The 24167-nt window shown below is 64.6% G+C and carries 20 protein-coding genes and 1 tRNA gene; 11 read left to right on the top strand and 10 right to left on the bottom strand.

What is annotated here, in order from left to right; genetic code table 11:
• Positions 1-36: 36 nt before the first annotated feature.
• The gene (locus ACHAC9_RS05235; protein WP_435757833.1) at positions 37-1704 is read right to left on the bottom strand and encodes an amidohydrolase; all 1668 of its coding nucleotides are present in this window, start codon (positions 1702-1704) and stop codon (positions 37-39) included.
• A gap of 215 nt (positions 1705-1919) precedes the next feature.
• Between ACHAC9_RS05235 and ACHAC9_RS05240 the strand changes: the two genes are divergently transcribed.
• Positions 1920-2297: a hypothetical protein gene (locus ACHAC9_RS05240; protein ID WP_435757835.1), complete on the top strand. Its 378-nt coding sequence runs from the start codon at positions 1920-1922 to the stop codon at positions 2295-2297.
• Positions 2298-2300: 3 nt separating this feature from the next.
• Here the strand turns inward: ACHAC9_RS05240 and ada are convergent, their stop codons facing one another.
• Positions 2301-3368 carry a bifunctional DNA-binding transcriptional regulator/O6-methylguanine-DNA methyltransferase Ada gene (ada, locus tag ACHAC9_RS05245; protein WP_435757837.1) on the bottom strand — a complete coding sequence of 356 codons (1068 nt, stop codon included), beginning with the start codon at positions 3366-3368 and terminating at the stop codon, positions 2301-2303.
• A 137-nt stretch (positions 3369-3505) separates the two neighbouring features.
• Here ada and hutC point away from each other — a divergent pair, with 137 nt between their 5' ends.
• The 8 genes from hutC (at position 3506) to ACHAC9_RS05285 (ending at position 9984) form a co-directional block, all read left to right on the top strand.
• Positions 3506-4225 carry a histidine utilization repressor gene (hutC, locus tag ACHAC9_RS05250; RefSeq protein ID WP_435757839.1) on the top strand — a complete coding sequence of 240 codons (720 nt, stop codon included), beginning with the start codon at positions 3506-3508 and terminating at the stop codon, positions 4223-4225.
• A 230-nt stretch (positions 4226-4455) separates the two neighbouring features.
• On the top strand, positions 4456-4854 hold the full coding sequence (locus ACHAC9_RS05255; RefSeq protein WP_435757841.1) for a response regulator: 399 nt from the start codon (positions 4456-4458) through the stop codon (positions 4852-4854).
• A 230-nt stretch (positions 4855-5084) separates the two neighbouring features.
• Positions 5085-5411: a thioredoxin TrxA gene (trxA, locus tag ACHAC9_RS05260; RefSeq protein WP_056343349.1), complete on the top strand. Its 327-nt coding sequence runs from the start codon at positions 5085-5087 to the stop codon at positions 5409-5411.
• A gap of 144 nt (positions 5412-5555) precedes the next feature.
• The gene (gene rho, locus ACHAC9_RS05265; protein ID WP_435757843.1) at positions 5556-6818 is read left to right on the top strand and encodes a transcription termination factor Rho; all 1263 of its coding nucleotides are present in this window, start codon (positions 5556-5558) and stop codon (positions 6816-6818) included.
• 217 nt (positions 6819-7035) lie between these two features.
• Positions 7036-7311, top strand: coding sequence for a type B 50S ribosomal protein L31 (locus ACHAC9_RS05270; protein WP_435757845.1), 276 nt, complete (start codon positions 7036-7038; stop codon positions 7309-7311).
• Positions 7312-7424: 113 nt separating this feature from the next.
• Positions 7425-9146: an ArnT family glycosyltransferase gene (locus tag ACHAC9_RS05275; RefSeq protein WP_435757846.1), complete on the top strand. Its 1722-nt coding sequence runs from the start codon at positions 7425-7427 to the stop codon at positions 9144-9146.
• A 204-nt stretch (positions 9147-9350) separates the two neighbouring features.
• The gene (locus tag ACHAC9_RS05280; RefSeq protein ID WP_435757848.1) at positions 9351-9917 is read left to right on the top strand and encodes a hypothetical protein; all 567 of its coding nucleotides are present in this window, start codon (positions 9351-9353) and stop codon (positions 9915-9917) included.
• A tRNA-Leu gene (locus tag ACHAC9_RS05285) sits at positions 9900-9984 on the top strand. Before ACHAC9_RS05280 ends, ACHAC9_RS05285 begins: the two co-directional genes overlap by 18 nt.
• A 405-nt stretch (positions 9985-10389) precedes the next feature.
• Here the strand turns inward: ACHAC9_RS05285 and ACHAC9_RS05290 are convergent.
• From ACHAC9_RS05290 to ACHAC9_RS05300, 3 genes are all read right to left on the bottom strand, one after another.
• Complete coding sequence (locus tag ACHAC9_RS05290) at positions 10390-11169, bottom strand: DUF2145 domain-containing protein (RefSeq protein WP_435757850.1); 780 nt, start codon at positions 11167-11169, stop codon at positions 10390-10392.
• Between the two features lies 1 nt (position 11170).
• A complete protein-coding gene (locus ACHAC9_RS05295; RefSeq protein WP_435757852.1) occupies positions 11171-11581 on the bottom strand; it encodes a hypothetical protein in 411 nt (136 codons plus the stop codon).
• A gap of 141 nt (positions 11582-11722) precedes the next feature.
• Positions 11723-12517 (bottom strand): substrate-binding periplasmic protein, encoded by a 795-nt coding sequence (locus ACHAC9_RS05300; protein ID WP_435757854.1) that lies wholly within the window; start codon positions 12515-12517, stop codon positions 11723-11725.
• A 232-nt stretch (positions 12518-12749) separates the two neighbouring features.
• On the opposite strand from ACHAC9_RS05300, the gene ACHAC9_RS05305 reads away from it, so the two are divergent.
• Complete coding sequence (locus ACHAC9_RS05305) at positions 12750-16115, top strand: MHYT domain-containing protein (RefSeq protein ID WP_435757856.1); 3366 nt, start codon at positions 12750-12752, stop codon at positions 16113-16115.
• Positions 16115-17110 (top strand): response regulator, encoded by a 996-nt coding sequence (locus ACHAC9_RS05310; RefSeq protein WP_435757858.1) that lies wholly within the window; start codon positions 16115-16117, stop codon positions 17108-17110. Before ACHAC9_RS05305 ends, ACHAC9_RS05310 begins: the two co-directional genes overlap by 1 nt.
• Before the next feature lie 35 nt (positions 17111-17145).
• Here ACHAC9_RS05310 and ACHAC9_RS05315 read toward each other — a convergent pair whose 3' ends face one another.
• The 5 genes from ACHAC9_RS05315 to ACHAC9_RS05335 all read right to left on the bottom strand — a co-directional run bounded on the left by ACHAC9_RS05315 (position 17146) and on the right by ACHAC9_RS05335 (position 23983).
• A complete protein-coding gene (locus ACHAC9_RS05315; protein WP_435757860.1) occupies positions 17146-18264 on the bottom strand; it encodes a glycosyltransferase family 4 protein in 1119 nt (372 codons plus the stop codon).
• A 21-nt stretch (positions 18265-18285) separates the two neighbouring features.
• Positions 18286-19410, bottom strand: coding sequence for a glycosyltransferase family 4 protein (locus ACHAC9_RS05320; RefSeq protein WP_435757862.1), 1125 nt, complete (start codon positions 19408-19410; stop codon positions 18286-18288).
• Positions 19411-19412: 2 nt separating this feature from the next.
• Positions 19413-20339 carry an NAD-dependent epimerase/dehydratase family protein gene (locus ACHAC9_RS05325; protein ID WP_435757864.1) on the bottom strand — a complete coding sequence of 309 codons (927 nt, stop codon included), beginning with the start codon at positions 20337-20339 and terminating at the stop codon, positions 19413-19415.
• 13 nt (positions 20340-20352) lie between these two features.
• Positions 20353-21399, bottom strand: coding sequence for a GDP-mannose 4,6-dehydratase (gene gmd / locus ACHAC9_RS05330; RefSeq protein ID WP_435757866.1), 1047 nt, complete (start codon positions 21397-21399; stop codon positions 20353-20355).
• A 274-nt stretch (positions 21400-21673) separates the two neighbouring features.
• Positions 21674-23983: an NADP-dependent malic enzyme gene (locus tag ACHAC9_RS05335; protein WP_435757868.1), complete on the bottom strand. Its 2310-nt coding sequence runs from the start codon at positions 23981-23983 to the stop codon at positions 21674-21676.
• Between the last annotated feature and the right edge of the window lie 184 nt (positions 23984-24167).

Raw genomic sequence — 24167 nt, forward strand, 5'->3', positions numbered from 1 at the left:
GTCTATACAACTGCGTCAACCCATATCGTCGGCGTGTTACGGTTTCCGGTACACCGCCTTGCCCGCCACCCAGGTCTGCAGCACGCCGGTCTTGTGGATGTCGTAGGTCGGCATGGTGAACAAGTCCTGGTCGATGACGATGAAGTCGGCCCATTTGCCCGGCTCGAGCGAGCCCAGGCTGTTCTCGGCGTGGCCCGCATAGGCTGCGTCAAGCGTGAAGCAGCGGAAGGCTTCCTTCAGCGACATGGCCTGGTTCGGGTACCAGCCGGCAATCGGCTGGCCCGATGCGTCCTGGCGCGTGACGGCCGCGTGGATGCCGAAGAACGGGTTCGGCGACTCGACCGGGAAGTCGGAACCGCAGGCGATGCGCGAACCTTGATGCAGGAAGCTGCGCCAGGCATACGCGCCCTTGATGCGCTCGGCGCCGACGCGGCTTTCCGCCATATTCTTGTCGGAAGTGGCGTGGGTCGGCTGCATCGACGGGATGATGCCCAGCGTTTTGAAACGCACGATGTCATCCAGCGTCACCACCTGCGCGTGCTCGATGCGGTGGCGCTGGGCCGCGCTTTTCGTGGCAACGAGCTCCTTCTTGTAGATGTCGAGGATCTGCTTGTTGCCGGCGTCGCCAATGGCGTGCACGTTGACCTGGTAGCCGCGCGCCATCGCCTTCTTCATCATCGCGTCCATCTTGTCCAGCTTGTAGAACAACAGGCCGTGCGAATGCGCCTCGTCGCTGTAAGGTTTGATCAGCGCGGCGCCGCGGCTGCCCAGCGCACCGTCCGAATACAGTTTGACGGAACGCAGCGCATACATGTCGTTGCCGTAGGTTTTCAGGGGGCCGTTCTTGGCCAGCGCGTCGAAGTCGGCTTCGGTCCCGCCGATCATGCCGTAGATACGCGCAGTCAGCTTGTCCCCGTCGGCATAGGCGCGGTACAGGCGGTCTTCGGCCACGCCGAGACCGGCGTCGTGGGTGCTGGTGATGCCCACTTTGGCCATCGCGCCAAGTGCGCGGTCGAGGGCAACGCGGGCCTCGGATTCCGTTTGCGGCGGCATGACCTTTGTCACCAATTCCTGCGCCGCGTCGACCAGCACGCCCGTCGCACGGCCGGCAGCGTCGCGCATGATCTTGCCGCCCACCGGGTCAGGCGTCTTGTCCGTGATGCCGGCCGCGGCCAGCGCGCGGCTGTTGGCCCAGCCGGCGTGGCCGTCGACGCGCTCGAACCAGACAGGTTTGTCGCCCACGACGGGATCGAGGTCGGCGGCGGTCGGGAAACGGCCCAGCTTCCAGTTTTCCTGGTTCCAGCCGCGTCCGCGCAGCCAAGCCTGGTTCGGGTTGGCACGCGCGTAGTCGCGGATCGATGTCAGGGCGCCTTCCAGCGACGTGGCCTGCGACAGGTCGAGCTGGGTCAGCATCTGGCCCAGGCCGAACACGTGGCCGTGGGCGTCGATCAGGCCCGGCAGCACGGTTTTACCCTGCAAGTCCACCTGACGCGCGCCGGGCGCCTTGGCCGCCACCTCGGCAGCGGTGCCGACGGCCAGGATCTTGCCCTTGTCGTCGAAAGCGAGCGCGGCGAACTGCACCAGGTCACCCTTGGCGTTGAGCGTGTAACCGTTGGCGTTGACAATCACGGTGTCAGCCTGCGCGCCCATGACGGCAAGGGCGGCAAGGACGAACGCGGAACACTGCTTGAGGCTGGGCTGCATGGACTCTCCGTTATACGTTTATGAAATGCAAAACATGAGTGTAGCGAACTCACTGCGGCTTGGACACTGCCGGGGCTCTTCTCCCGGCCTTTTTTCGTTATGATTTCGCCATAGCAATTCCATCAACCGAAAAGGAATCCCTTGAAACGACTCGCCCTCCTCCTCGCCTGGGCAAGGCGGACAAGGGCGATCCGCAATTCGGCGACCTGCCGGACATGGCGCCGGTGGCCAATGTGAAGACGGTGGCCGACGGCGAGCTTGTCAAACTCGGCCCGCTGCTGGTAAAAGCGCACTACACGCCGGGCCACACGCAAGGCGGCATGAGCCGGAGCTGGACCGCCACCGAGGGTAACAAGACGCTGAACATGGTGTATGCGGACAGCCTGAACGCGTTCGGCGCCGGCAGCTTTCGCTACAGCGGCAGCGCCTCCTATCCACATGCGAAGCGCGATGTCGAACAGTCGATTGCGCGCGTGGCGGCGCTGCCCTGCGATATGTTGGTGACGGCGCATCCGGAAGCGAGCGCCAGCTATGCCGATGCCGGGCGGGCGCGGTTGGCGAAGACGCTGGCGCAGGAGGCACAGAAGCGCTGAGGCCTACGCCTTCTCGCGTTCAATCAACGCGGCCTTTCTCTCGATTCCCCACCGGTAGCCCGACAAGCCACCATCGTTGCGTACCACCCGATGGCAAGGAATCGCCACCGCCACCGGATTGGCCGCGCACGCCCCGGCCACCGCGCGCACCGCCGCCGGCGAACCGATGCGTTGCGCCAGAACGGTATAGCTGAGCGTTTCACCCGCCGGAATCGCGCGCAAGGCCGCCCAGACCCGCTGCTGGAACGCGGTGCCGCGCACGTCCAGCGGCAAGTCCAGGCCGATGCGCGGCGCCTCCACCAGGCCCACCACCTGCGCCACGGTGCGCTCGAAGCCGGCGTCGGCGCCGATCAAGCGCGCCTTCGGAAAACGGTCCTGCAAGTCGCGCACCAGCAGCTCCGGGTCGTCGTCCATCAGCACCGCGCAGATCCCGCGTTCGGTCGCGGCCACCAGGATCGCCCCGAGCGAACAGGCGCCCACCGCGAACCGGATTGATTCGCCCGCGCCGCCGGCCTTGAAGCTGCCTGGCGCCATGCCCAGCATCGCCTCGCTGCCGGCATAGAAGCGCGAACTCGAGTTGAAGCCGGCCGCATACAGCGCATCGGTGACCGTGCCGTCCTGGCTGAGGGCAGCGCGCACGCGCGCGGCCCTGCGCGCCGCCGCATACGCTTTCGGCGTCACGCCGGCATGCGCCTTGAACACGCGCTGGAAGTGGAAGCGGCTCATGCCGACCGCCTGCGCGACCGCGTCGAAGTCCGGTGCGGCCTCAAGCGCGTCGAGAATGCGGCAGGCTGCGGCCACGGCCTGCGCCTGGCGCTCGGCCACAGGCGGCTGGTCGGGTCGGCAGCGCAGGCAGGCCCGGTAGCCGGCCGATTCCGCATCGGCGCAGCTGGTGTAAAAGGTGACGTTGGCGCGCAGTGCGCAGCGCGCGCCGCAGGATGGGCGGCAATACACGCCGGTCGTGCGCACCGCGTAAAAGAAGACGCCGTCGGCAGCAAGGTCGCGGCTTTGCACAGCGGCCCAGCGCGCATCCATGCTGGCATAGGGTTCGGCGATGGTCTCGATTTTCATGGCGCAATCCGGTCAGAGGTGAATGACGTCATCCTGCCAGCTCGCAGGCCGGTACGCACCTCGCCGCTTGCTTTCGAATTCGCGATGCTAGAATCGGACCATTCAACAGCCAACATTATCGCCTTTCGGAGAGCAGTTTGGACGAATCGAGCGCGCAAGCGAGCATCCCCATCTTCCAGCAAATCAAGGACTACCTGGTCGGCGAAATCGCCACCGGGCGCTGGAAAGAAGGCGACCTGGTGCCGTCGGAACAGGCGCTGGTGCGCCTGTTCGGCGTCTCACGCATGACCGTCAACCGCGCCGTGCGCGAACTGACCGCCGAACAGGTACTCACGCGGCGCCAGGGTTCGGGCACCTATGTCGCGCCGCGCAAGTACCAGGCGACCCTGGTCGAGATCCGCAGCATCGCCGATGAAGTGCGCGCACGCGGACACCGCCACGCCAGCCGCCTGCACTTGCTCGAAGAAGCGCCGGGCGCCGAAGCGCTGGCGCTGCAGTTCGGACTGGCCCCCGGCGCGCCGCTGTTCCATTCGCTGATCGTGCATTTCGAAAACGAGGTGCCGATCCAGCTCGAGGACCGCTGGGTCAATCCGGCCTGCGCCCCGGCCTACCTGGAGCAGGATTTCGCCAGTATCACCCCGAACGAACACCTGATGGCGGTCGCCCCCCTGCAAGGCGCGACCTACAGCCTGGAAGCCCTGGCGGCGCCACGCGAAGTGACGGAGCTGCTCGGCATCGACGGCCGCACGCCCTGCCTCGTGCTCAAGCGCAGGACGACGTCGGAGGGCCGTGTGGCCTCGGTCGTCACGATGTGGCATCCGGGTCACCTGATTCAGTTTACCGGCAGCGTTAATTGAGGGGACATCGATAAACCTACTGCGCGTCGTAGTGCCGCCCTGCGATGCTCGCTGTACTTTTCGTACAGCTCCGCTTCTCAGCCGGCACTCCTTCCGCTCGCTACGGTGTATCGATGCCCCGTGGCTTCAAGGCAAAGCCATCTGACGCGAATATTTTGAACATAATGTTCCAAGAACACCAGTTCTCGCACATAATCGCTGCCAGTCAATAATTCCCCGGAACCAATTGTATGAATATGCTCGCCGTATCAGGCAATCACCCACCGCCCCGTGTGCTGGTACTCGACGACGACCGTTTCATGCTGGATATGTTAGAGGACATGCTGCACACCATCGGCGTGCATGACGTGTATACCGAAGCCACCACCCGCCATGCCCTGTCGACCCTCGCTGAGCAAGCGCCGGACGTGCTGATCTGCGACCTGGCGCTGCCCGACATGGATGGCATCGAATTCCTGCAGGCAGCGGCCGAACGCGGCTTTCGCGGTGACGTGATCCTGCTGTCAGGAATGGATTCCGGAGTACGCGACGCGGCCGGCGAACTGGCGCGGGTGCTGGGATTACGCGTGGCGGGTATCTTCCGCAAACCGATCGCACTGGACCAGTTGCGCTCGGCTGTAGCGCGTTGAAGTACTTAAGATTTTGTACAAACGACCGAACACCTTTTGGGAAAATAAGGTATTATTCGGCCTAAATCCCCCGCCTGACGTCCTCCAGACGACCTTCCAATATTGAGTTCGCGCACACTGCCTCCACCATTGTGCTGCAGCCAGCTTTACTCGCAATCGGAAGCTGGATGAGCTGCAAAACAGCATCGTCTCCAGGCGTACATTGATCCTTACCTCTCTTTGAGGAAAACATGAGCGAAAACATTAAACACATCAGCGATGCTTCTTTCGAAACCGACGTGCTCAAGTCCGAGCGCCCGGTACTGGTCGATTTTTGGGCCGAGTGGTGCGGTCCGTGCAAGATGATCGCCCCGATCCTCGAAGAAGTCGCCAAGGAATATGACGGCAAGATCACGATCGCGAAGATGGACGTCGACGCCAACCAGGCCGTACCGGCCCAGTTCGGCATCCGTGGCATCCCGACCCTGATCCTGTTCAAAAACGGCGAAGTCGCTGCGCAAAAAGTCGGCGCATTGGCCAAGGGCCAGCTGACGGCCTTCATCGACAGCAATATCTAAGATCGCATAGCGGCGGCAGTGCGCCCGCACTGCCGCCATTGTCCGGACGGGAATCCGGTCGGCTCCGACCGCTCCCAACTTGATTATTAACCCACGCAGTTCCCTCCCCTACCTTTACTTCCCGTCACGGGACACCCACACAACATGCACTTATCTGAACTGAAGGCAATGCACGTCTCCGCGCTGCTGGAGATGGCCATCGGCCTCGACATCGACAACGCAGCGCGCCTGCGCAAGCAGGAACTGATGTTCGCGATCCTGAAGAAGCGCGCCAAATCCGGCGAGCAGATCTTCGGCGATGGCGCCCTCGAAGTCCTGCCGGACGGCTTCGGCTTCCTGCGCTCCCCCGATGCGAGCTACATGGCATCGACCGACGACATTTATATTTCGCCGTCGCAGATTCGCCGCTTCAACCTGCATACGGGTGACTCGATCGAAGGCGAAGTGCGTACGCCGAAAGACGGCGAGCGCTACTTTGCCCTGGTAAAGGTGGACAAGGTCAACGGCGAGTCGCCCGAAGCCTCGAAGCACCGCATCCTGTTTGAAAACCTGACGCCGCTGCACCCGACCGATCCGCTGCGCCTCGAGCGCGACATGAACGGCCAGGAGAACATCACCGGCCGCATCATCGACCTGATCGCGCCGATTGGCAAAGGCCAGCGCGGCCTGCTGGTGGCCTCGCCGAAGTCGGGCAAGTCGGTCATCCTGCAGCACATCGCCCACGCGATCACCTCGAACCACCCTGACGTGACGCTGATCGTCCTCCTGATCGACGAGCGCCCGGAAGAAGTGACGGAGATGCAGCGTTCGGTGCGCGGCGAAGTCGTCGCCTCGACCTTCGACGAGCCTGCCACCCGCCACGTGCAGGTTGCCGAGATGGTGCTGGAAAAGGCCAAGCGCCTGGTCGAAATGAAGAAGGACGTCGTGATCCTGCTCGACTCGATCACCCGCCTGGCACGCGCCTACAATACCGTGATCCCGGCCTCGGGCAAGGTACTGACCGGTGGTGTCGACGCCAACGCGCTGCAGCGTCCGAAGCGTTTCTTCGGCGCCGCCCGCAACATCGAAGAAGGCGGTTCGCTGACCATCATCGCGACTGCCCTGATCGAAACCGGCTCGCGCATGGACGACGTGATCTTCGAGGAATTCAAGGGCACCGGCAACATGGAAGTGCACCTCGAGCGCCGCCTGGCCGAGAAGCGCGTCTACCCGGCGATCAACCTGAACAAGTCGGGTACGCGTCGCGAAGAACTGCTGATCAAGCCGGACCAGCTGCAAAAGATCTGGATCCTGCGCAAGTTGCTGTACTCGATGGACGAGATCGAAGCGATGGAGTTCATCCTCGACAAGATGCGTGCGACGAAGACGAATATCGAATTCTTCGACATGATGCGCCGCGGCGGTTAATACCGTTTAAAGCATCCCCACAAGGGCGGCTTCGGTCGCCATTTTTTATTTGCGTGACGCGACAGCAGGCCGCCAAAAGCTTGCCTTGGGGCGCAGCGCGGCTTATAATCGTCGGTTCAGCAAGACCTCAACCCTGGCAAGTGAGCGGCAATCGGGTCACGAAGCAAGACGACCGACGAAGTGCTGTTTGGCTACCAACCCTACCCAAGGCAGAACCATGAAAAACGAAATCCATCCAGATTACCGCGACGTCGTCTTCCACGACGTGTCGTGCGACTTCAAATTCGTCACCCGTTCGACCATCAACACCCGCGAAACGATCAACTTCGAAGGTAAAGACTACCCACTGGTCAAGATCGAGGTGTCGGCTGAATCGCATCCATTCTTCACCGGCAAGCACAAGATCGTCGACACCGCTGGCCGCGTCGAGAAGTTCCGCCAGAAGTTCGGCGCCGTCGGTTCGAAGACTGCCATCGCGAACGACCAGGGTTAAATACAAAAGCCCGCAGGGTCTCAAAAAAAGAAGCCGTTCCGGCTTCTTTTTTTTCGCCTTTATATCCAGCCGCTATACTAGCGCGACATTAATTTCACACATCAGACTTATCGATGAAACCAGTCCGCCTCCCCGCCGCCGCCACGCTGGCCCTGCCACGCTGGGCCTTGTTCGCGCTCGGCCTGCTGTATATCCTGCCGGGCCTGATCGGCCGCGATCCGTGGAAGGACGACGCAGGCAGTTTCGGGATCATGTGGACGATGGCCAAGGGCGGCCTGGACGACTGGCTGTATCCGAATATCGCCGGCTTGCCGGCCCTGGAAGACGGTCCGCTCACCTTCTGGCTCGGCGCCGTCTGCATCAAGCTGTTCGGCTGGCTGCTGGGCGACGTGCTGGCGGCGCGCGTGTCGAACCTCGGCATCTTCGTGATGGGCGGCATGTCGCTCTGGTACACCGCTTTCCACCTCGGCCGCCGTCCCGAAGCGCAGCCGCTGCGCCTGGCCTTTGGTGGCCAGCCCGAGCCCGACGCCTATGGCCGCACGCTGGCCGACACGACGGTGCTGGTCTACCTCGGCTCGCTCGGCCTGCTGCTCTACAGCCACGAAACGCTGGCCGTCACGCTGCAAGGTTCACTGGTCGCCTATTTCCTGTACCGCGCGGTGCGCTACATCGAGACGGCAAGCCTGCGCAATGCCGCCCTGGTCGGCCTGTCGCTGGGCGCGCTGGCGCTGACGCGCGGCCCGCTGTCGCCGCTGGCCCTGCTGTTGGCGCTGCTGCTGTGCACGCGCTTCTTCCATATCCCACCCGGTATTGCCTTGCGCCACGCGGCCCTGGCCAGCGCCGCGGCCCTGGCCCTGACCCTGGTGTGGATCCTCCCTGCCAGCCTGGTGCAACCGTATGGCCAGTCGCCGGGCGCAGCCTGGTTCGGCTCGAATATCGAACAATTGGCGCTGCCGAGCTGGGTGTCGATCAAGGCCTTCTTCCGCGTCGGCGTCTGGTTCTTCTGGCCCGCCTGGCCGTTCGCCGGCTGGGCGATCTGGGCCTGGCGGCGCCAGGAAAACATGCTGCACATCGTGCTGCCGCTGACCCTCCTGGGCGCCCTCACCACGCTGTTCCTGTGCGACCCGTCGCCGGAAAACGGCGACCTGCTGAAACTCCTGCCGCCACTGGCCCTGATGGCCGCCTTCGGCCTGCCAACCATGAAGCGCGGGGCGATCAATGCCATCGACTGGTTCTCGGTGATGGCCTTGACGACGCTGGCGGCCCTGGTCTGGCTGTTCTGGATCGCCAAGCTGACCGGCTGGCCGGCCAAGCTGTCGCACAATGCATTGAAACTGGTGCCCGGCTTCACGCCCGAATTCGGGGTCATTGCCTTCACGGTGGCCGCCGCCGTATCGATCGGCTGGATCTGGCTGGTGCGCTGGCGCGTGTCGCGTCAACGCACGGTGCTGTGGCGCGCCGTCGTGCTCTCGTCGAGCGGCCTGATCCTGCTGTGGGTGCTCCTGATGACCCTGTTCCTGCCGGACCTGAACTACAGCAAGAGCTACGCCGGCGTGGCGCAGGCGATCGCCGCCCAGCTGCCGCACGACGCGAACTGCATCGACACGAATGTCGGCGCCGCCCAGCGTGCCTCGTTCGCCTACTACGGGCGCCTGCCGTTCGTCGGCGTCGAAGGCGGACAGTGCGATTACGTGCTGCTGCAGGACAACGTCAAGACGCGCGACGACCGCACGCTGTTCCGCAGCTGGTCGGCGCGCGGCGCCACGCTGCTGTGGGAAGGCCGGCGTGCCTCCGACCGCAACGAGCGCTTCCGCCTGTACCGGCGCGCGCCCTGAGCGCTCCGCTCAGGTCACGCAAGCCGCCTTCCCGGGCGGCTTTTGTTTTTGGGGCACAAGCAGTGCGCTGGCCGTGAAACGACGCCCGGCATGGCAAGCGACCCGGTCAGCTTGTTTGAGTCGCGTCAACTCCAGGGCGCAAGCGGGGCCGACAATGCTAGAAGTGCCTTGCCGATCCCGATCCGTCCCTCAGGAGGAGACAACATGAAAAGCGTAATGTTCTCGGAAATCGTGCAAGCACCCCGCCGTCCCGGTCTGCGCGGCCTGAGCCCGCTGACCGCCTACGGCCTGACCCTGGCAATCGGCATGCCGCTCTTGGTGCTGGCACTATGCGCAGCCTTCCCCGATGCACCATTGGCCTGCATCGTGCTGCCGGTGCTGGCGGGCCTGGCCCTGCCGCTGTGCACCAATGCCCCGGGCCGGCTCAACGTCAGCACCCGCTTCCACGCCCATCACATGCGCAGCACGCTCGACAGCGCACTCGGCGAAATGGGATTCACCCAAGCCCTCTCCGGACCCGAGCGCGTGCGCTACCTCAAGGCCGGCACCAGCGCCTGGCGCGCCCAGTCGGTCAGCGTGCGCATCGGCCCCTACGCCCTCGAAGTCACCGGCTCGATCCCGACCCTGCGCGCCTTGCAGGCAAGGCTGGCGGGAACGACACCCCCACCGGTTCCTGCGGAAGACGGCGCCGTTCTTTCAAGCCGGGAAAGTGTTGCCGCTGCAATGCAAATCAGCGATAATGCAGGGCGCGTTGCCGGGATGGCGGAATAGGTAGACGCACGGGACTCAAAATCCCGCGCCGCGAGGCGTGCCGGTTCGATTCCGGCTCCCGGCACCAACGCACGAATATAAAAAACCCGCGTTCTTCATTGGAGGACGCGGGTTTTGCATTTCTGGAGGCGGGTTGGCCCGACCACCTGCTTTATCCAGCCAGGGCGGCGTCCAGATTTAAATTCTCTGCGAACTTTAACAGGCGCCTACCTGTTTGCCAGGCAAGAGATATGAGCGCAGCTCTTGATCAAGCCAATGCAGGAATGCTGGTTCAAGTTTCCCGAATGCTGCGTGATACATTCGCGTGCCTCGTTCCAGGTTAAAGACCACATACCCGCTTTCAGTTTCAAGCAGCCAGAAGCCTTCGGATGTGGGGCATGCAGAGACGAACGTTTCTGGTACCTTGCTTATTATCGGATAACAGCACGAGATTCTACGCCACGCTCATCCATGGAACATTCTCGATAGCTGCTTAGTTATCAATCACCATTGTCTTCATTTCCAGATCGACGGCGCGCACCAGCCGCCGCACCGCATCCGTCGTCACCGTATCGATCTGCCCCGCCATCCTCCGATCGAACGGATGGTCGTCAAAAGCGACATTCGCCCGGAACAGGCGCGCCCCCAGGCGCACCGAGGCCGGGATCTCCAGGGTCGGCGGCTGGTAGCGCATGCCTTTCAGCCAGGCTTGCGCCTCCTCCCGGGTTGCCACCTCGCCCGGCGGCGCACTGGCGGCGGCAAACGTTTCCAGCACCCACTGGTTCGAATTCTGGTACCGCGTCGAGTACACGTAGGCCAGCATGTTGTAGCGCGCCTCGTGCATGCGCAGCGGCGTGCGCGTGGCGAACAGCGCCGCCAGCCGGTGCTGCATGGCGCTTCCCGGAATGAGCAGCTGCGCCTCGAAGCGGTACAGATCGGTCAGGAAGAAATTGCCCATCCCTTCGTAATACAGGCCGGAGGATGCCGTCCCGCAGTCGTTCAGTTCGTGCACGACCGTCCAGCGGCCGCGCGGATGGTCGCGCACGACCACGCCCATGTGCGAGTAGCGCACCTTATAGCGGCTCAGGTCCTGGCCGGCGCGCGCAACCAGCGCCACCCGGGCGCCGCTGGCCTCCAACGCCTGCACGGTGCGCTGGGCCAGGTCCATCGACCGGATGACCTCGTCCGGGCTCAAGCGCTTTTCCTCGCAGGCCTGGCCGGCCTGGGCTTCAAACGCGCCCGCCAACAGCAGCGTTGGCAGCAGCCGTTTCATGCTAGACCGCCCGCGCATGGTGCAGCAGCGCCTTGCCCGCTTCGTTCGGCAGGAAGGCGATGGCTTTGCCCGACATGACCAGCACATAACCGGTGGAAGCGGCGACCACTTCCAGCACCGTCCCGGTGGCCAGCGACAAGCCGCCCGCCGCGGCGCTCGATACGCGCACGGTGGTGCGGCTGGCGTCGACCGCGCTTTCCAGCACGATCTCGAGCACATCGCCGACCGTGCGCACACTGGCGACGAGCACACTGCCGGCTGCGGCCACGGTCAGGATCGATCCGCCGACGACGACGCCAGAGAGGTTCGCGCTGGCCTGCGACAGGGCGGACGAGGCGCCGTCTGGCGCCGCGCTTGCCGTGCCGGAGGCGATGGCAAAGCTGAACAGGGAAACGACAAGTAGGTGGCGCATGAGGACCTCCGCGAATGAACGGGGTCCATCCTGGCAAACCCACCGGCGCGCGGCAACAGCGCGATCCGAAGTCCTGCCGGGCGAGCGTCAAGGTATCGTCGGGCGCTCCCCCCATGCGGCATGCATGGGTGCAGGGCGCGCTTACTTCGCGGGCGCCCTCACCGACCAGCTGTCGTACGAACGCTCGATCCGCCCCATCGTGCCATCGCGCTCCAGCGCCGAGAAAGCGCCGTTGAGCCGGGCGATGACGTCGTCCGGCACCGCGCGGTTGCAGGCAAGGTAGACGTCGAGCCGGTGGAATACCAGCACCGGCACGATCTGCCCGGCCCAGTTGTTCTGCTCGAGGACGGGACTGCCCGCGCGCAGCGCCGCAGCCCACAGGTCGATCCGTCCGAGCAGCAGTTTGCGCGGATTGGTCAGATCGTTCGGCGCCGGGTCGACCCGAAAACCCCGGCTGCGCAGGAAATCGTCGCGCGCGTCGCCGTTGTAGGTACCGATCCGGTAAGGACGCGCATCTTCCAGCGTGCGCAGCGAGAAGCGGCGGTTGGCGCGCGCCATCAGCACCCATTCGGCGGTGTCGATCGGGCCAACCCATTTGAACAGCGTCTCGCGCTCGGGCGTGCGGGTGGTGGAGTAGACGCAGCCGTCAAAGCGCTCGCGCGCGGCGGCGTACGCCCGCTTCCAGGGCAGCAGTTCGATCGTGTAGGCCAGGCCGGCGCGCTCCAGGACGGCGCGCACCTTGTCGGTGGAGATGCCGACCACCTGCCCTTGGCTGTCCTGCATGCTCGACGGGGCGGCCGTTTCGGTCGTGATGTACAGGGGAGCGGGACGGCGTGCCGGGCCGCCCGTGTCGGCGCGCATGTCCGCCTGCGCCGAAGCGGCGCCAAGCAACAGGACCGTTGCCAGCACCGTCCATTGAATTTGTCGAATCAGCATAGCGCGCCCGTCCGGAACATCGTCATAAGTGCCCCGCATGTGCCCAGCATACCGCATCGGCCAAGCCGTTCCACCCGCTGTGCTTTCGTGCTCGTCCATATGGTGGCAACTGCGCGACAGATTAATTGTGACTTCAGCAATTTCAACAATTCCAAAAAGACTTTCCGTGTGGAAAATGTCATACTGACGATAACGCCGCCCGTTCCGGGCGCTCTCTTCCGCCGGAATTCCCATGTCGCTTTTCATGTTGCCCGACGATCCATCGTTGCTCAGTTACGGAATCTACGATCCGAAGCTGGTCGTGCTGTCGTTGCTGGTGGCAATTTTCGCCTCCTGGATGGGCTTGCAGATCGCCGGCCAGGCGCGCCAGCAGACGCGCCAACGCACCCTGTTCCTGTTCACCGGCAGCCTGGCGCTCGGCGCCGGCGTCTGGGCCATGCACTTCATCGGCATGCTGGCCTTTAATTTGTGCACCCAGGTCGATTACGACCCGATGATCACGATCCTGTCGAACCTGCCGAGCATCGGCGCTTCCTACGTGGCGCTGAGCCTGATCGCGCGCGAGCGCATCGGCACCGGCAGCCTGATCGTGGGCGGCGTGCTGGTCGGCGCCGGCATCGGCGCGATGCACTACGCCGGCATGGCGGGCATGCGCATGAGCCTGGACCTGCGCTACGATCCATTTACCTTCGGCCTGTCGATCGTGGTGGCCGTCGTGCTGGCCACGCTGGCCTTGTGGGTGCGCTTCGGCCTGACCCGCCTGCGCCGCCTGAGCGAAGGCAAGCGCCTGCTGCTGGGCGCGATCGTCATGGGCTGCGCGATCACCGGCATGCATTACACCGGCATGGCCGCCGCGCGTTTTGTGGGTACGGTCGACCCGAACGCAAGCGTCGCTTCCGACACGACCTTCCTGGCGCTGGCGATTTCGCTGATCACGGTCCTGTTTACGCTCGTCGTGTTGGGCGCGAACGGCCTGCTGCGCTACCGTCAGCTATATGTCGAACTCTCGCGCAGCGAAGCCTGGATGCGCGCCCTGCTCACCACCACGGTCGATGGCGTGATCACGGTCGACCGCAACGGCACGATCGAGGAATTCAACGCATCGGCCGAGAAGATCTTCGGCTGGAAACGCGACGACATCGTCGGCGGGAATGTCCGCCTCCTGATGGGGGACGCCGAACGCAACAACGAAGGCGGCCTGCTCGGCTACCTGCGCGACAGCGGCGCCCATGCCGCGCCGAACAATGCCGAAGTCGAAGCGGTGCGCCGCGACGGCAGCCTGGTGCCGATCCGCGTCGCCGTCGGCCATGCGCGCCTCGGCGAGCGCGAGCTCTTCGTCTGCTTCGTCACCGACATCAGCGAGCGCCGCGCAATGGTGGCGGCGCTGCGCGCCAGCGAGCAGCAGTTCCGCTCCCTGATCGGCACCATCCCCGGCATTTCCTACCGCAGCCGGATCGAAGGCGCGCATCCGATAATCTTCATCAGCGACGCCGTCGAGCGTGTGGCCGGCTACCCGGCCCACGACTTCACCGGCAACCCGCCGCGGCGCTGCTTCGGCGCCCTGATCCATGCCGCCGACCGCGTACGCGTGTCGGAAGCGATTCAGACGGCGCTGCAGGAAGACCGCCCCTACCTGGTCGAATACCGCCTGCTGCATGCCGATGGGTCGACCCGCTGGCTGTGGGAAAACGGCGCCGGCGTGCACGACGAGACGGGCGTGCTGACCTGGCTCGACGGCGTGATTCTCGACATCAGCGAGCGCCGCACGATGGAAGACGCGCTGCGCGAAGCGAAGGACGCGGCAGAGCAGGCCGCCGCGGCGCGCGCCAGTTTTGTCGCCAACATGAGCCACGAGATCCGCACGCCGATGAACTCGATCCTCGGCTTCACCGACGTGCTGCTCGACGGCGAACTGGCGCCGGACCAGCGCCGTCACCTCGACACGGTGCGCAGCAACGGCCGCTCGCTCATGCGCCTGCTGAACGAGATCCTCGACACCGCCAAACTGGAAAAAGGCGCGGTCGAACTCGAGGTCAACGATTTCAATTTGCTGTCCCTGATCGACGAGCTGTCCTCGACGCTGGCCGCCAACGCCCGCGCCAAGGGCCTGCAGGTCGACATCCATTACGACCCGGCCCTGCCGACCAATCTGCGCGGCGACGAGCTGCGCATCCGCCAGGTCCTCACCAACCTGTTGGATAACGCGATCAAGTTCACCGCCGCCGGCACCGTCATTCTCCGCGCCGAGCAGCAGGACGGCAAGCTTCATTTCAGCGTAAAAGACACCGGCATCGGCATCGCCCAGGACCGGCTGCAGGCGATTTTCGACCCGTTCACCCAGGCCGACGCCTCGATGACGCGCCGTTTCGGCGGCACCGGTCTCGGCACCACGATCAGCAAGCAGCTGGTCGAGCTGATGGGCGGGAAGATCTGGGCCGAGAGCACCATCGGCGAAGGCACGACTTTCCACGTGGTGCTGCCGCTGCTGGTCGCGCGCTTCGCGCCGCAGCAGGCACGCGTACGCACCGCCGCCGCCCTGCCGGTGCTGCGCGTGCTGGCGGCCGACGACGTGCCGCAGAACCTCGAGCTGCTGCAATTGCTGCTGGCGCGCCGCGGCCACACGATGACGGCGGTGTCCGACGGCGCCGCCGTGGTCGAGATGGCCGCGCGCCAGGAATTCGACCTGGTTCTGATGGACTTCCAGATGCCGGTGCTCGACGGCCTCTCCGCCACGCGCCTGATCCGCGCGCAGGCGCTGGCCGCGGGACGCGCGCGCGTCCCGGTGATCGCGATGACGGCCAGCGTGCTGCCCGAACACCGCCGTGCCAGCGCCGAGGTGGGCATGGATGGTTTCGCCTCGAAACCGGTCGACTGGGTCACGCTGTCGCACGAGATTGCGCGCGTGCTGGGCCTGGGCTCCGGCAACACGGGGCATGACGCGGCGACGCAACTCGAGCGCCATGTGCTCAACCGCAGCGGCGGCGTACAGCGCTGGGGCGGCAAGGAAGACGCCTGGCGCGAAGCGCTGGAACACTTCCGCAACCAGCACGCGATGCTGCCGCAGTTCCTGCAAGGTTTCCTCGCCAGCGCCGACTACCCGTCGCTGCGCATGCTGGCGCACAAGGCGCGTGGGGTGGCCGCCAACATCGGCCTGGAACTGCTGGCCGATGCGCTGGCCGAGCTCGAACAGCTGGCCGAAGGTGAGAAGGGCCAGCAGTTGGCCGGCGTGGCCTTGCTGCCGGAAGCCCTGGCCCGTGCCGAGGCCGCGCATGCGGCGGCGCTCCTGATGATCCGCGCCGAGCGCCCGGCCGCGGTGCCGGCGCAGACGGCACCTGCGGGCGCTGCCGATCTTCCGCGCGCCCTGCGTGCCGGCAAGGTGCTGCGCGCGGCGCTGTCCCGCGGCGCGCTCGACGACGCCGCGCTGGCCGGTCTGGCAGCCGCGCTGTGCGGCCACCCGGTCGCCTCCCGCGTCACCCAGGTGCAGGCCGCGCTTGCCGATTTCGATTTCGACCTCGCCCAGCAACAGCTTGATGCCGCGCTGGCCGCACTCGGCGAGCATGACGAACACGATAACTTCGCGCCACAGGAAACGATGTGATGAGCACTACCAGCACCAAGCCGCTGATCCTGGCGGTCGACGACGAAGCGAGCAACCTGCAACTGCTGCGCCAGATCCTGCAGGACCACTACCGGTTGCTGTTCGCGAAGGACGGCGCCCGAGCGCTCGAACTGGCAAATAAAGAGCGCCCCGACCTGGTGCTGCTCGATGTGATGATGCCGGGGATGAACGGCTATGAAGTCTGCGCGGCCCTGAAAGCCAATCCGCTGACGGCGCCCATTCCCGTGGTTTTCGTGACCGCCCTGTCCGACACGGCCGACGAGCTGGAGGGTTTTGAAGCCGGCGCGGTCGACTACATCACCAAGCCGGTCAGCCCGCCGGTGGTGCGCGCGCGCGTGCGCACCCACTTGTCGCTGGTACGGATGGAAGAATTGAAAGCCTCGCGCCTGGCGATCGTCCAGCGGCTCGGCCTGGCGGCCGAGTACAAGGACAACGAGACCGGCCTGCACGTGATCCGCATGAGCCATTTTTCGCAGATCCTGGGGCTGGCGGCCGGCATGACCGAGCAGGAAGCAGACGACCTGCTGCACGCGGCGCCGATGCACGACGTCGGCAAGATCGGCATCCCCGACCGCATCCTGCAGAAGGCAGGACCGCTCGATCCGGACGAGTGGAAGGTGATGCAGAGCCACGCGACGATCGGCGCCGAGATCATCGGCGAACATGGCGGCGGCATGCTGGCGCTGGCGCGCGAGATCGCCCTGACCCACCATGAGAAATACGACGGCAGCGGCTACCCGAAGGGACTGGCCGGCGACGCGATCCCGCTCACCGGGCGCATCGTGGCCATTGCCGACGTGTTCGACGCGCTGACCTCGATCCGGCCGTACAAACGCGCCTGGACCGAACAGGAAGCGATCGACCACATGGTGCAGCAAAAGGGCAAGCACTTCGACCCGGTCCTGATCGACCTGTTCGTCGCCCAGCTGCCGGCAATCCGCACCGTGCGCGAGCGCTGGGCGGAAGCGGCCTGACCGGCCCTACTGCCCTGGAGCGCCTGACAAAGGGCTCAGGCGCGACGCGCCACGACTTCGCGGTATAAAGCGCCATAACTGGCCGCCATCTGCTCGGCCGTAAACACTTCCTCGAAGCGCGCCGCGGCACGCGCGCCCATGTCGCGCGCCATCGCCGGGTTGTCCCATAGCGTGCGCATCGCCGCGCGCAATGCCTGCGGATCGGCCGGTGGCGTCACCAGCCCGGTCTCGCCATCGATGTTGATATACGTGGTGCCGCTGCCGATGTCGCACGAGATCATCGGCTTGCCGTACATCGCCCCTTCCAGCAGCGAAATGCCGAAGGCTTCCGAGCGCAGGTGCGAGGGGAAGGCCAGCGCGTAGCACAGGGTCAGCAAGGCGACCTTGTCTTCCTCGCCGACTGCGCCGACAAAAACGACATTGTCGAGGCCCAGGCTGCGCGCCTTCGCTTTCAATGCCGCTTCTTCCGGGCCCGCCCCGACAATGACGACCGGGTAATCGGTTCCGGCCACGGCCTCGAGCAGCACGTGCAGGCCCTTGTAATAGCGCAGCACGCCGACGAACAGGAAGAACTTCGGGCCGATCCGCTTGCGCCAGTGCGACAGACGCGCCGGGTCGGGCTGCGGATAGGTGGTCCGGTCCAGGCCGTAGGTGATGATGCGGGTCTTGTCGCGGTAGCGTCCCAGGACCGGGGACGATTCCATGTAGTTGGGCGAGGTCGCGACGATGGCGTCGACGCTGCGCAGGAAACGCTGCTTCAGCGGCTGGTACAGGCGCAGCAGATTTTTCTGGCGCACGATGTCGGAGTGGTAGGTCACCACCGTCGGCTTCTTCACGCGCGCGATGAAATGGGCCAGGTCCATGAAGGGCCACGGGAAGTGATAGTGCACGACGTCGGCGTCCTTCGACAGGCGCGCCAAGGCGCCGAGGGACGCCACCGAGCAGGCATTCGAGGCCAGCTCGAAGTCGAGCGGGACGCGGTGCACGGTATGGCCCTCGAAGGCGATCGGCACCAGGTTTTTTTCGCGCGACAGCGACAGCACCGTGTTGGTCACGCCGAGGCGGCCGGTGCCGACGCACATCTGGCGGATGACCTGCTCGATACCGCCGACGCTGTCGGGATAATAGGTCTTGTAGAAATGAAGAACGCGCATAGGTATCGGAAAGCGGAAAGGTTACCGCGCCAGGAGCGTGCGGTAGACGGAGGCGGTGGCATGCGCGGTGGCGCGCCAGGTCATGGCGGCGGCGCGGACTCGCCCGGCGTCGATGCAGCGCGTGCGCAGCGATGCGTCGCGCGTCAGCGCCAGCATGGCGTCGGCAAGCGCACCCTCATCGAGCGGATCGACTTCCAGCGCAGCCCCCTGGCTCACTTCAGGGAGCGAACTGGTGTTCGAGGTCACGACCGGCACGCCTGAGGCGAATGCCTCGAGCAGCGGAATGCCGAAACCCTCGTACAGGGAGGGGAAGGCGAATACGCCGGCGCCGGCATACACGTGGCGCAGCGCTTCTGCGCCGCCGAGCTTGTCGAGCCAGATGATGTTTTCGCCATTCGCGCGTGCCGCGTCGATCCGGCGCAGCAGTGTTTCGCACCGCCAACCGGCAGCGCCCACGAGCACCAGCGCACGTTCGCAGCGCACGGCCCGCGGCAGGCGCAGCCAGGCGGCGAGCAGACCCTCGACATTCTTGCGCGGCTGCAAAGTACCGACAAACAGAAAATAGCCTGGTTGCAGGCCATACTGCGCCAGTGTGGCAGCCATCGCTTGCGGCTCGGGAGCGTCGAGCCAGCTGTCGTCGACGCCGTTGTGGACCACCGACACACGCTGCGGGTCGATCCCGAAACACTCGACCAGCTCATCGACAGCAAAGTGCGACACCGCGATCACATGGTCGGCCTTGCGGGCGGCCTTGCGTTGCAGCCAATTCTTGAGGCGGCGCATGCGCGGATTGCACCATTCGGGATATTTGATCGGCAATGCATCGTGCAAGGTGGCCACGACCGGACACGCCATGCGGACGATCCGGTAGTCGGTGGCGTGGAACAGGTCGACCGGCATGGGGAGCCGATGCCACGGCGGCGTGGCCAGATCAGCCAGGGTGGCGCGCCCGAACGAATGCGGCAGCGCCTGGCCGACCACGGTCGGGTCGGCGCCATGCGGCCAGGAATACGGTGCGACGGTGCATCCGGCTTGCGGCAGGTGCGACAGCAGCGCGCGGGTGTACACGCCGATGCCATCGACGTGGCCGCCGGTAGGCCCGGGTTCGATCGTGGTCGTCCCCAGGCCCACGGTCAACCGATGCATGCTCACCCCTGGTACATCCAGTGCAGGGTGTCAAACAGCGGCAACGGCTCGATCGGCCCGATCACGCTCGCCAGCTTGGCGTTGCTGCCAGTGAGCGTCAGCACGTCATTGGCGCGCACGAAGGCGGGATTGACTTCGACCTGGATGCGGTAACCGGCGATCTCGGACACCATGTCGATCACTTGCTCCAGCGAATTACTGCGGCCCGAACAGATATTGAATGCTTCCCCGCTCGGCGCGGCTGCCAGCAGCCTGCGGTAGCTGCGCGCCACCATGCGCACATCGGAAAAGTCGCGTGCGATCGCCAGATTGCCCAGTTCGATGCGGGGCTCGCGGCGGCGGAAATGCGAGACGATCTTCGGCAGCAGGAAATTGTCGCCCTGGCCCTGGCCCGTGTAATTAAACGGGCGCACGATGATGATCGGCAGCTTCTCCATCCACAGGCGCGCCATGTACTCCATCGCCAGCTTGCTGACGGCGTAATCGTTGGCCGGCGCAGGCACCACGTCTTCACTGATGACAGGCACGCTGGCATTGCCATAGATGTTGGCCGACGAGGCCAACAGCACGGCTGACGCCCGGTGACGAACTGCGGCCAATGCCTCAAGCAAGTTGCGCGTGCCGACCACATTGACACGGTAGATCTGTTCGACGTCGCTGTGGGCCACGAAAGCGATGCCGGCCAGGTGCACCACGACGTCCGGCTGCACCTGCTCGACCATCGCGGCGACGGCTGTGCGGTCGCACAGGTCGACCGGCAGCACATCCTCACCAAGGTCCTTGCCCGGCATGACGGTGCCGAACACCCGGTACCCTGCCGCTTCGAGTTCGCGCGCCACGTAATACCCGGTAAAGCCGCGCAGGCCGGTGATCAGGGCGCGCTTGCCCTCGCCCTCGCGCGGGCCGGCGCCCTGCTGCGGATCTGCCATGGCGATACTCATATCAGAACGAAAAGCCCTGCTCGTTGCGGCGCAGGTCGGCCTCGACCATCATCTGGCACAGCTCTTCCAAAGTCGTCTTCGGCTCCCAGCCCAGCTCGCGCTTGGCCTTGGCCGGATCGCCGATCAGGAGTTCGACTTCGGCCGGACGGTAGAACTTCGGCGAAATGCGCACCAGGGTCTTGCCGGTCTTGGCGCACTGGCCGGTTTCATTCTCGCCGCTGCCGCTCCACTCGATCGCGATATCGGCGGCCTTGAATGCCATCGTGACGAAATCGCGCACGGTCTCGGTGCGGTTGGTAGCAAGCACATAGGTGTCGGGCTGGTCGGCCTGCAGCATGCGCCACATGCCTTCGACGTATTCCTTGGCAAAGCCCCAGTCGCGCTTGGCGTCGAGGTTGCCCAGTTCCAGCACGTCGAGCTTGTTCAGGACGATTTTCGCCACCGAATCGGTGATCTTGCGCGTGACGAACTCACGGCCGCGCAGTGGCGACTCGTGGTTGAACAGGATGCCCGAGGAACCGAAGATGCCGTAGCTCTCGCGGTAGTTGATCGTCATCCAGTGCGCGTACAGCTTGGCCACGCCGTACGGACTGCGCGGATAGAACGGGGTGTCCTCGACCTGCGGAATGGCCTGCACCTTGCCGAACATTTCCGAGGTCGACGCCTGGTAGAAGCGGATCTTCGGGTTGACCACACGAATCGCCTCGAGCAGGTTGACGGCCCCCAGGCCGGTAATCGACGCGGTTGTCAGAGGCTGGTCGAAGGACACGCCGACGAAACTTTGCGCTGCGAGGTTATAGACCTCATCCGGTTCCGCGTTCTGGATCAGGCGCAGGCTCGATGCCAGGTCGGTCAGGTCGTATTCGACCAGCGCCAGGTTCGGGTGCGCCTGGATGCCGAGTTCCTCGATACGCCAGAAATTGGTGGAGCTGGCACGGCGGAAGGTACCGGTGACGTGATAACCTTTTTCCAGCAACAATTCGGCCAAATAGGCGCCGTCCTGGCCGGTAATGCCGGTGATAACGGCTCGTTTAGTTGTTTTCTGCATGATATGAATTCCGGATGAGTGCGTACGCGGCGAATACGTTTCTGACAACCGCACATTGTAGCAGAGCCGCTTGCACCGTACAGGTGCAGCAGTACTGCATAACAACAGGCCGCAGGGCAGCGCATTGTGCGCCGAAACACAGCGCCGCCAGGCAGGCGCTTACGGATTGTTACTCGTCCCATCCAAAAAAAACAGGCGAGCACGCTCGCCTGTCGGTCCATCGCAAGAAAGCGTCAGGCAGCCCGAACTTTCGGGAGGCCTGCACTGCCTAATCTCAACGGTTCGACACCGCATCGACCACGCACATTGCCGTCATATTAACGATCCGGCGCACCGTGGCCGACGGCGTCAGGATGTGCACCGGCTTCGCGCAGCCAAGCAGCACCGGGCCAACCGCGATACCGTTGCCGGCCGCCGTCTTGAGCAGGTTGTAGGCGATATTGGCCGACTCGATGTTCGGCATCACCACCATGTTGGCGTCGCCCTTGAGGGTCGACTGCGGCATGATCTTGGCGCGCAGCTTCGAATCGAGCGCCGCGTCGGCATGCATCTCGCCGTCGATCTCCAGGTTCGGTGCCTTCTGCCGCACCAGCGCCAGCGTGGCGCGCATCTTGCGCGCCGACTCGCTGTCGGACGTGCCGAAATTCGAATGCGACAGCAGCCCCACGCGTGGGGTGATGCCGAAACGCTCGAGTTCCTCTGCCGCCATGATCGTGATCTCGGCCAGCTCTTCGGCCGTCGGGTTCTCGTTGACGTGGGTGTCGACCATGGCCAGCTGGCGTTCCTCGGTGATGATGAAGTTCATCGCGGCATACACGTTGGTGCCCGCGCGCCGGCCCAGCACCTTGTCGATGAAGTCCAGGTGCGTCCAGGTGGTGCCGTAGGTGCCGCAGATCATGCCGTCGGCGTCGCCCTTGTGGATCATCATCGCGCCGATCAGCGTATGGCGGCGGCGCATCGCCAGCTTGGCCATGTCCGCGGTCACGCCCTTGCGCATCACCATCTGGTGGTAAGTTTGCCAGTAGTCGCGGTAACGCTCGTCGAAGTCGGGGTTGATGACGTCGAAATGCACGCCCAATTTGAGGCGCAGGCCGAACTTCTCGATGCGCTGCTCGAGTACCGCCGGGCGGCCGACCAGGATCGGGCGCGCCAGCCGCTCGTCGACCACCACCTGCACCGCGCGCAGCACGCGCTCGTCCTCGCCTTCGGCGTAGACGATGCGCTTGAGTTCCGGCGGGGTGGCCTTGGCGACCTGGAACAGCGGCTTCATGAACGAGCCGCTGCGGTACACGATCTGCTGCAGGCTTTCGGCGTAGGCTTCCAGGTCCGCGATCGGACGGGCGGCAACGCCGCCGTCCATCGCGGCCTTCGCCACCGCCGGCGCGATATGGGTCAGGAGGCGCGGGTCGAACGGCATCGGGATCAGGTATTCCGGGCCGAAGGACAGGTTGTTGATGCCGTAGGTCGTCGCGACCACATCGGACTGTTCGGCGTGGGCCAGGTCGGCGATCGCGTGCACGACCGCGATTTCCATTGCGCGCGTGATGGTCGTCGCGCCGCAATCGAGCGCGCCACGGAAGATGTACGGGAAGCACAGGACGTTATTCACCTGGTTCGGATAGTCCGAACGGCCGGTGGCCATGATGATATCGGCGCGCACGGCTTTCGCGTCTTCCGGCAGGATTTCAGGATTCGGGTTGGCCAGCGCCAGGATGATCGGATTCGGTCCCATCGCGGCGACCATGTCGGGCTTCAGCACGCCGCCCGCCGACAGGCCGAGGAAGATGTCGGCGCCGGGAATGATGTCGGACAGGGTGCGGTGCGTCGTCTCTTGCGCGAAGCGTTCCTTGTCCGGGTCCATCAATTCAAGACGACCTTTATAAACAACACCGGCCAGGTCGGTCACAAAAATGTTCTCGATCGGGAAGCCCAGATCGACGATCAGGTCGAGGCAGGCCAGGGCCGCCGCGCCGGCGCCGGAGACGACCAGTTTGCAGTTGGTGATGTCCTTGTCGACGACCTTCAGGCCGTTCAGGATGGCGGCGCCGACGATGATCGCGGTGCCGTGCTGGTCGTCGTGGAAGACCGGGATCTTCATGCGCTCGCGCAGTTTGCGCTCGATGTAGAAGCACTCGGGCGCCTTGATGTCTTCCAGGTTCACGCCGCCAAAGGTCGGTTCGAGCGAGGCGATGATATCGACCAGCTTGTCGGGGTCGTTTTCGGCGATTTCAATGTCGAAGACGTCGATCGCGGCGAATTTTTTGAAGAGTACGCCCTTGCCTTCCATCACTGGCTTGGAGGCCAGCGGACCGATGTTACCCAGGCCCAGCACGGCGGTACCGTTCGAGATCACCGCCACCAGGTTGCCGCGCGACGTGTATCTGAACGATGCCGCCGGGTCCTTGACGATCTCTTCGCATGGGGCCGCGACGCCCGGCGAGTACGCCAGGGCGAGGTCGCGCTGATTGAGCAAGCCCTTGATCGGGGTGACGCTGATCTTGCCAGGACGGGGAAACTCGTGGTACTCGAGCGCTGCAGCACGCAGTTGTTGGCGCAGTTCTTCTTTTTTGTCCGATGAGTCCATGCTATGCAGCCTTCCTGAAACTTAGAGGGGAGCCTCCAATTTTATCAGAATGGCTATTGCAGTCGGCTACGTATTTTCCACGCCTGAGGAGTCGATAAGTTTTGCTTATACGATGAGCTACTTTATAAGCAAAACCGATAAATTCACATCGGTGCGCAGCCTGCGCAGCCGCACGCGGCGGCGC

The sequence above is a fragment of the Massilia sp. CMS3.1 genome, assembly GCF_051262535.1.
Taxonomy (GTDB): domain Bacteria; phylum Pseudomonadota; class Gammaproteobacteria; order Burkholderiales; family Burkholderiaceae_D; genus Telluria.

Coding starts and splice junctions, on each gene's coding strand:
- ACHAC9_RS05235 (WP_435757833.1), bottom strand. CDS start 1,704: ATGCAGCCCAGCCTCAAGCAGTGTTCCGCGTTCGTCCTTGCCGCCCTT.
- ACHAC9_RS05240 (WP_435757835.1), top strand. CDS start 1,920: ATGGCGCCGGTGGCCAATGTGAAGACGGTGGCCGACGGCGAGCTTGTC.
- ada (WP_435757837.1), bottom strand. CDS start 3,368: ATGAAAATCGAGACCATCGCCGAACCCTATGCCAGCATGGATGCGCGC.
- ACHAC9_RS05255 (WP_435757841.1), top strand. CDS start 4,456: ATGAATATGCTCGCCGTATCAGGCAATCACCCACCGCCCCGTGTGCTG.
- trxA (WP_056343349.1), top strand. CDS start 5,085: ATGAGCGAAAACATTAAACACATCAGCGATGCTTCTTTCGAAACCGAC.
- rho (WP_435757843.1), top strand. CDS start 5,556: ATGCACTTATCTGAACTGAAGGCAATGCACGTCTCCGCGCTGCTGGAG.
- ACHAC9_RS05270 (WP_435757845.1), top strand. CDS start 7,036: ATGAAAAACGAAATCCATCCAGATTACCGCGACGTCGTCTTCCACGAC.
- ACHAC9_RS05275 (WP_435757846.1), top strand. CDS start 7,425: ATGAAACCAGTCCGCCTCCCCGCCGCCGCCACGCTGGCCCTGCCACGC.
- ACHAC9_RS05280 (WP_435757848.1), top strand. CDS start 9,351: ATGAAAAGCGTAATGTTCTCGGAAATCGTGCAAGCACCCCGCCGTCCC.
- ACHAC9_RS05290 (WP_435757850.1), bottom strand. CDS start 11,169: ATGAAACGGCTGCTGCCAACGCTGCTGTTGGCGGGCGCGTTTGAAGCC.
- ACHAC9_RS05295 (WP_435757852.1), bottom strand. CDS start 11,581: ATGCGCCACCTACTTGTCGTTTCCCTGTTCAGCTTTGCCATCGCCTCC.
- ACHAC9_RS05300 (WP_435757854.1), bottom strand. CDS start 12,517: ATGCTGATTCGACAAATTCAATGGACGGTGCTGGCAACGGTCCTGTTG.
- ACHAC9_RS05305 (WP_435757856.1), top strand. CDS start 12,750: ATGTCGCTTTTCATGTTGCCCGACGATCCATCGTTGCTCAGTTACGGA.
- ACHAC9_RS05310 (WP_435757858.1), top strand. CDS start 16,115: ATGAGCACTACCAGCACCAAGCCGCTGATCCTGGCGGTCGACGACGAA.
- ACHAC9_RS05315 (WP_435757860.1), bottom strand. CDS start 18,264: ATGCGCGTTCTTCATTTCTACAAGACCTATTATCCCGACAGCGTCGGC.
- ACHAC9_RS05320 (WP_435757862.1), bottom strand. CDS start 19,410: ATGCATCGGTTGACCGTGGGCCTGGGGACGACCACGATCGAACCCGGG.
- ACHAC9_RS05325 (WP_435757864.1), bottom strand. CDS start 20,339: ATGGCAGATCCGCAGCAGGGCGCCGGCCCGCGCGAGGGCGAGGGCAAG.
- gmd (WP_435757866.1), bottom strand. CDS start 21,399: ATGCAGAAAACAACTAAACGAGCCGTTATCACCGGCATTACCGGCCAG.
- ACHAC9_RS05335 (WP_435757868.1), bottom strand. CDS start 23,983: ATGGACTCATCGGACAAAAAAGAAGAACTGCGCCAACAACTGCGTGCT.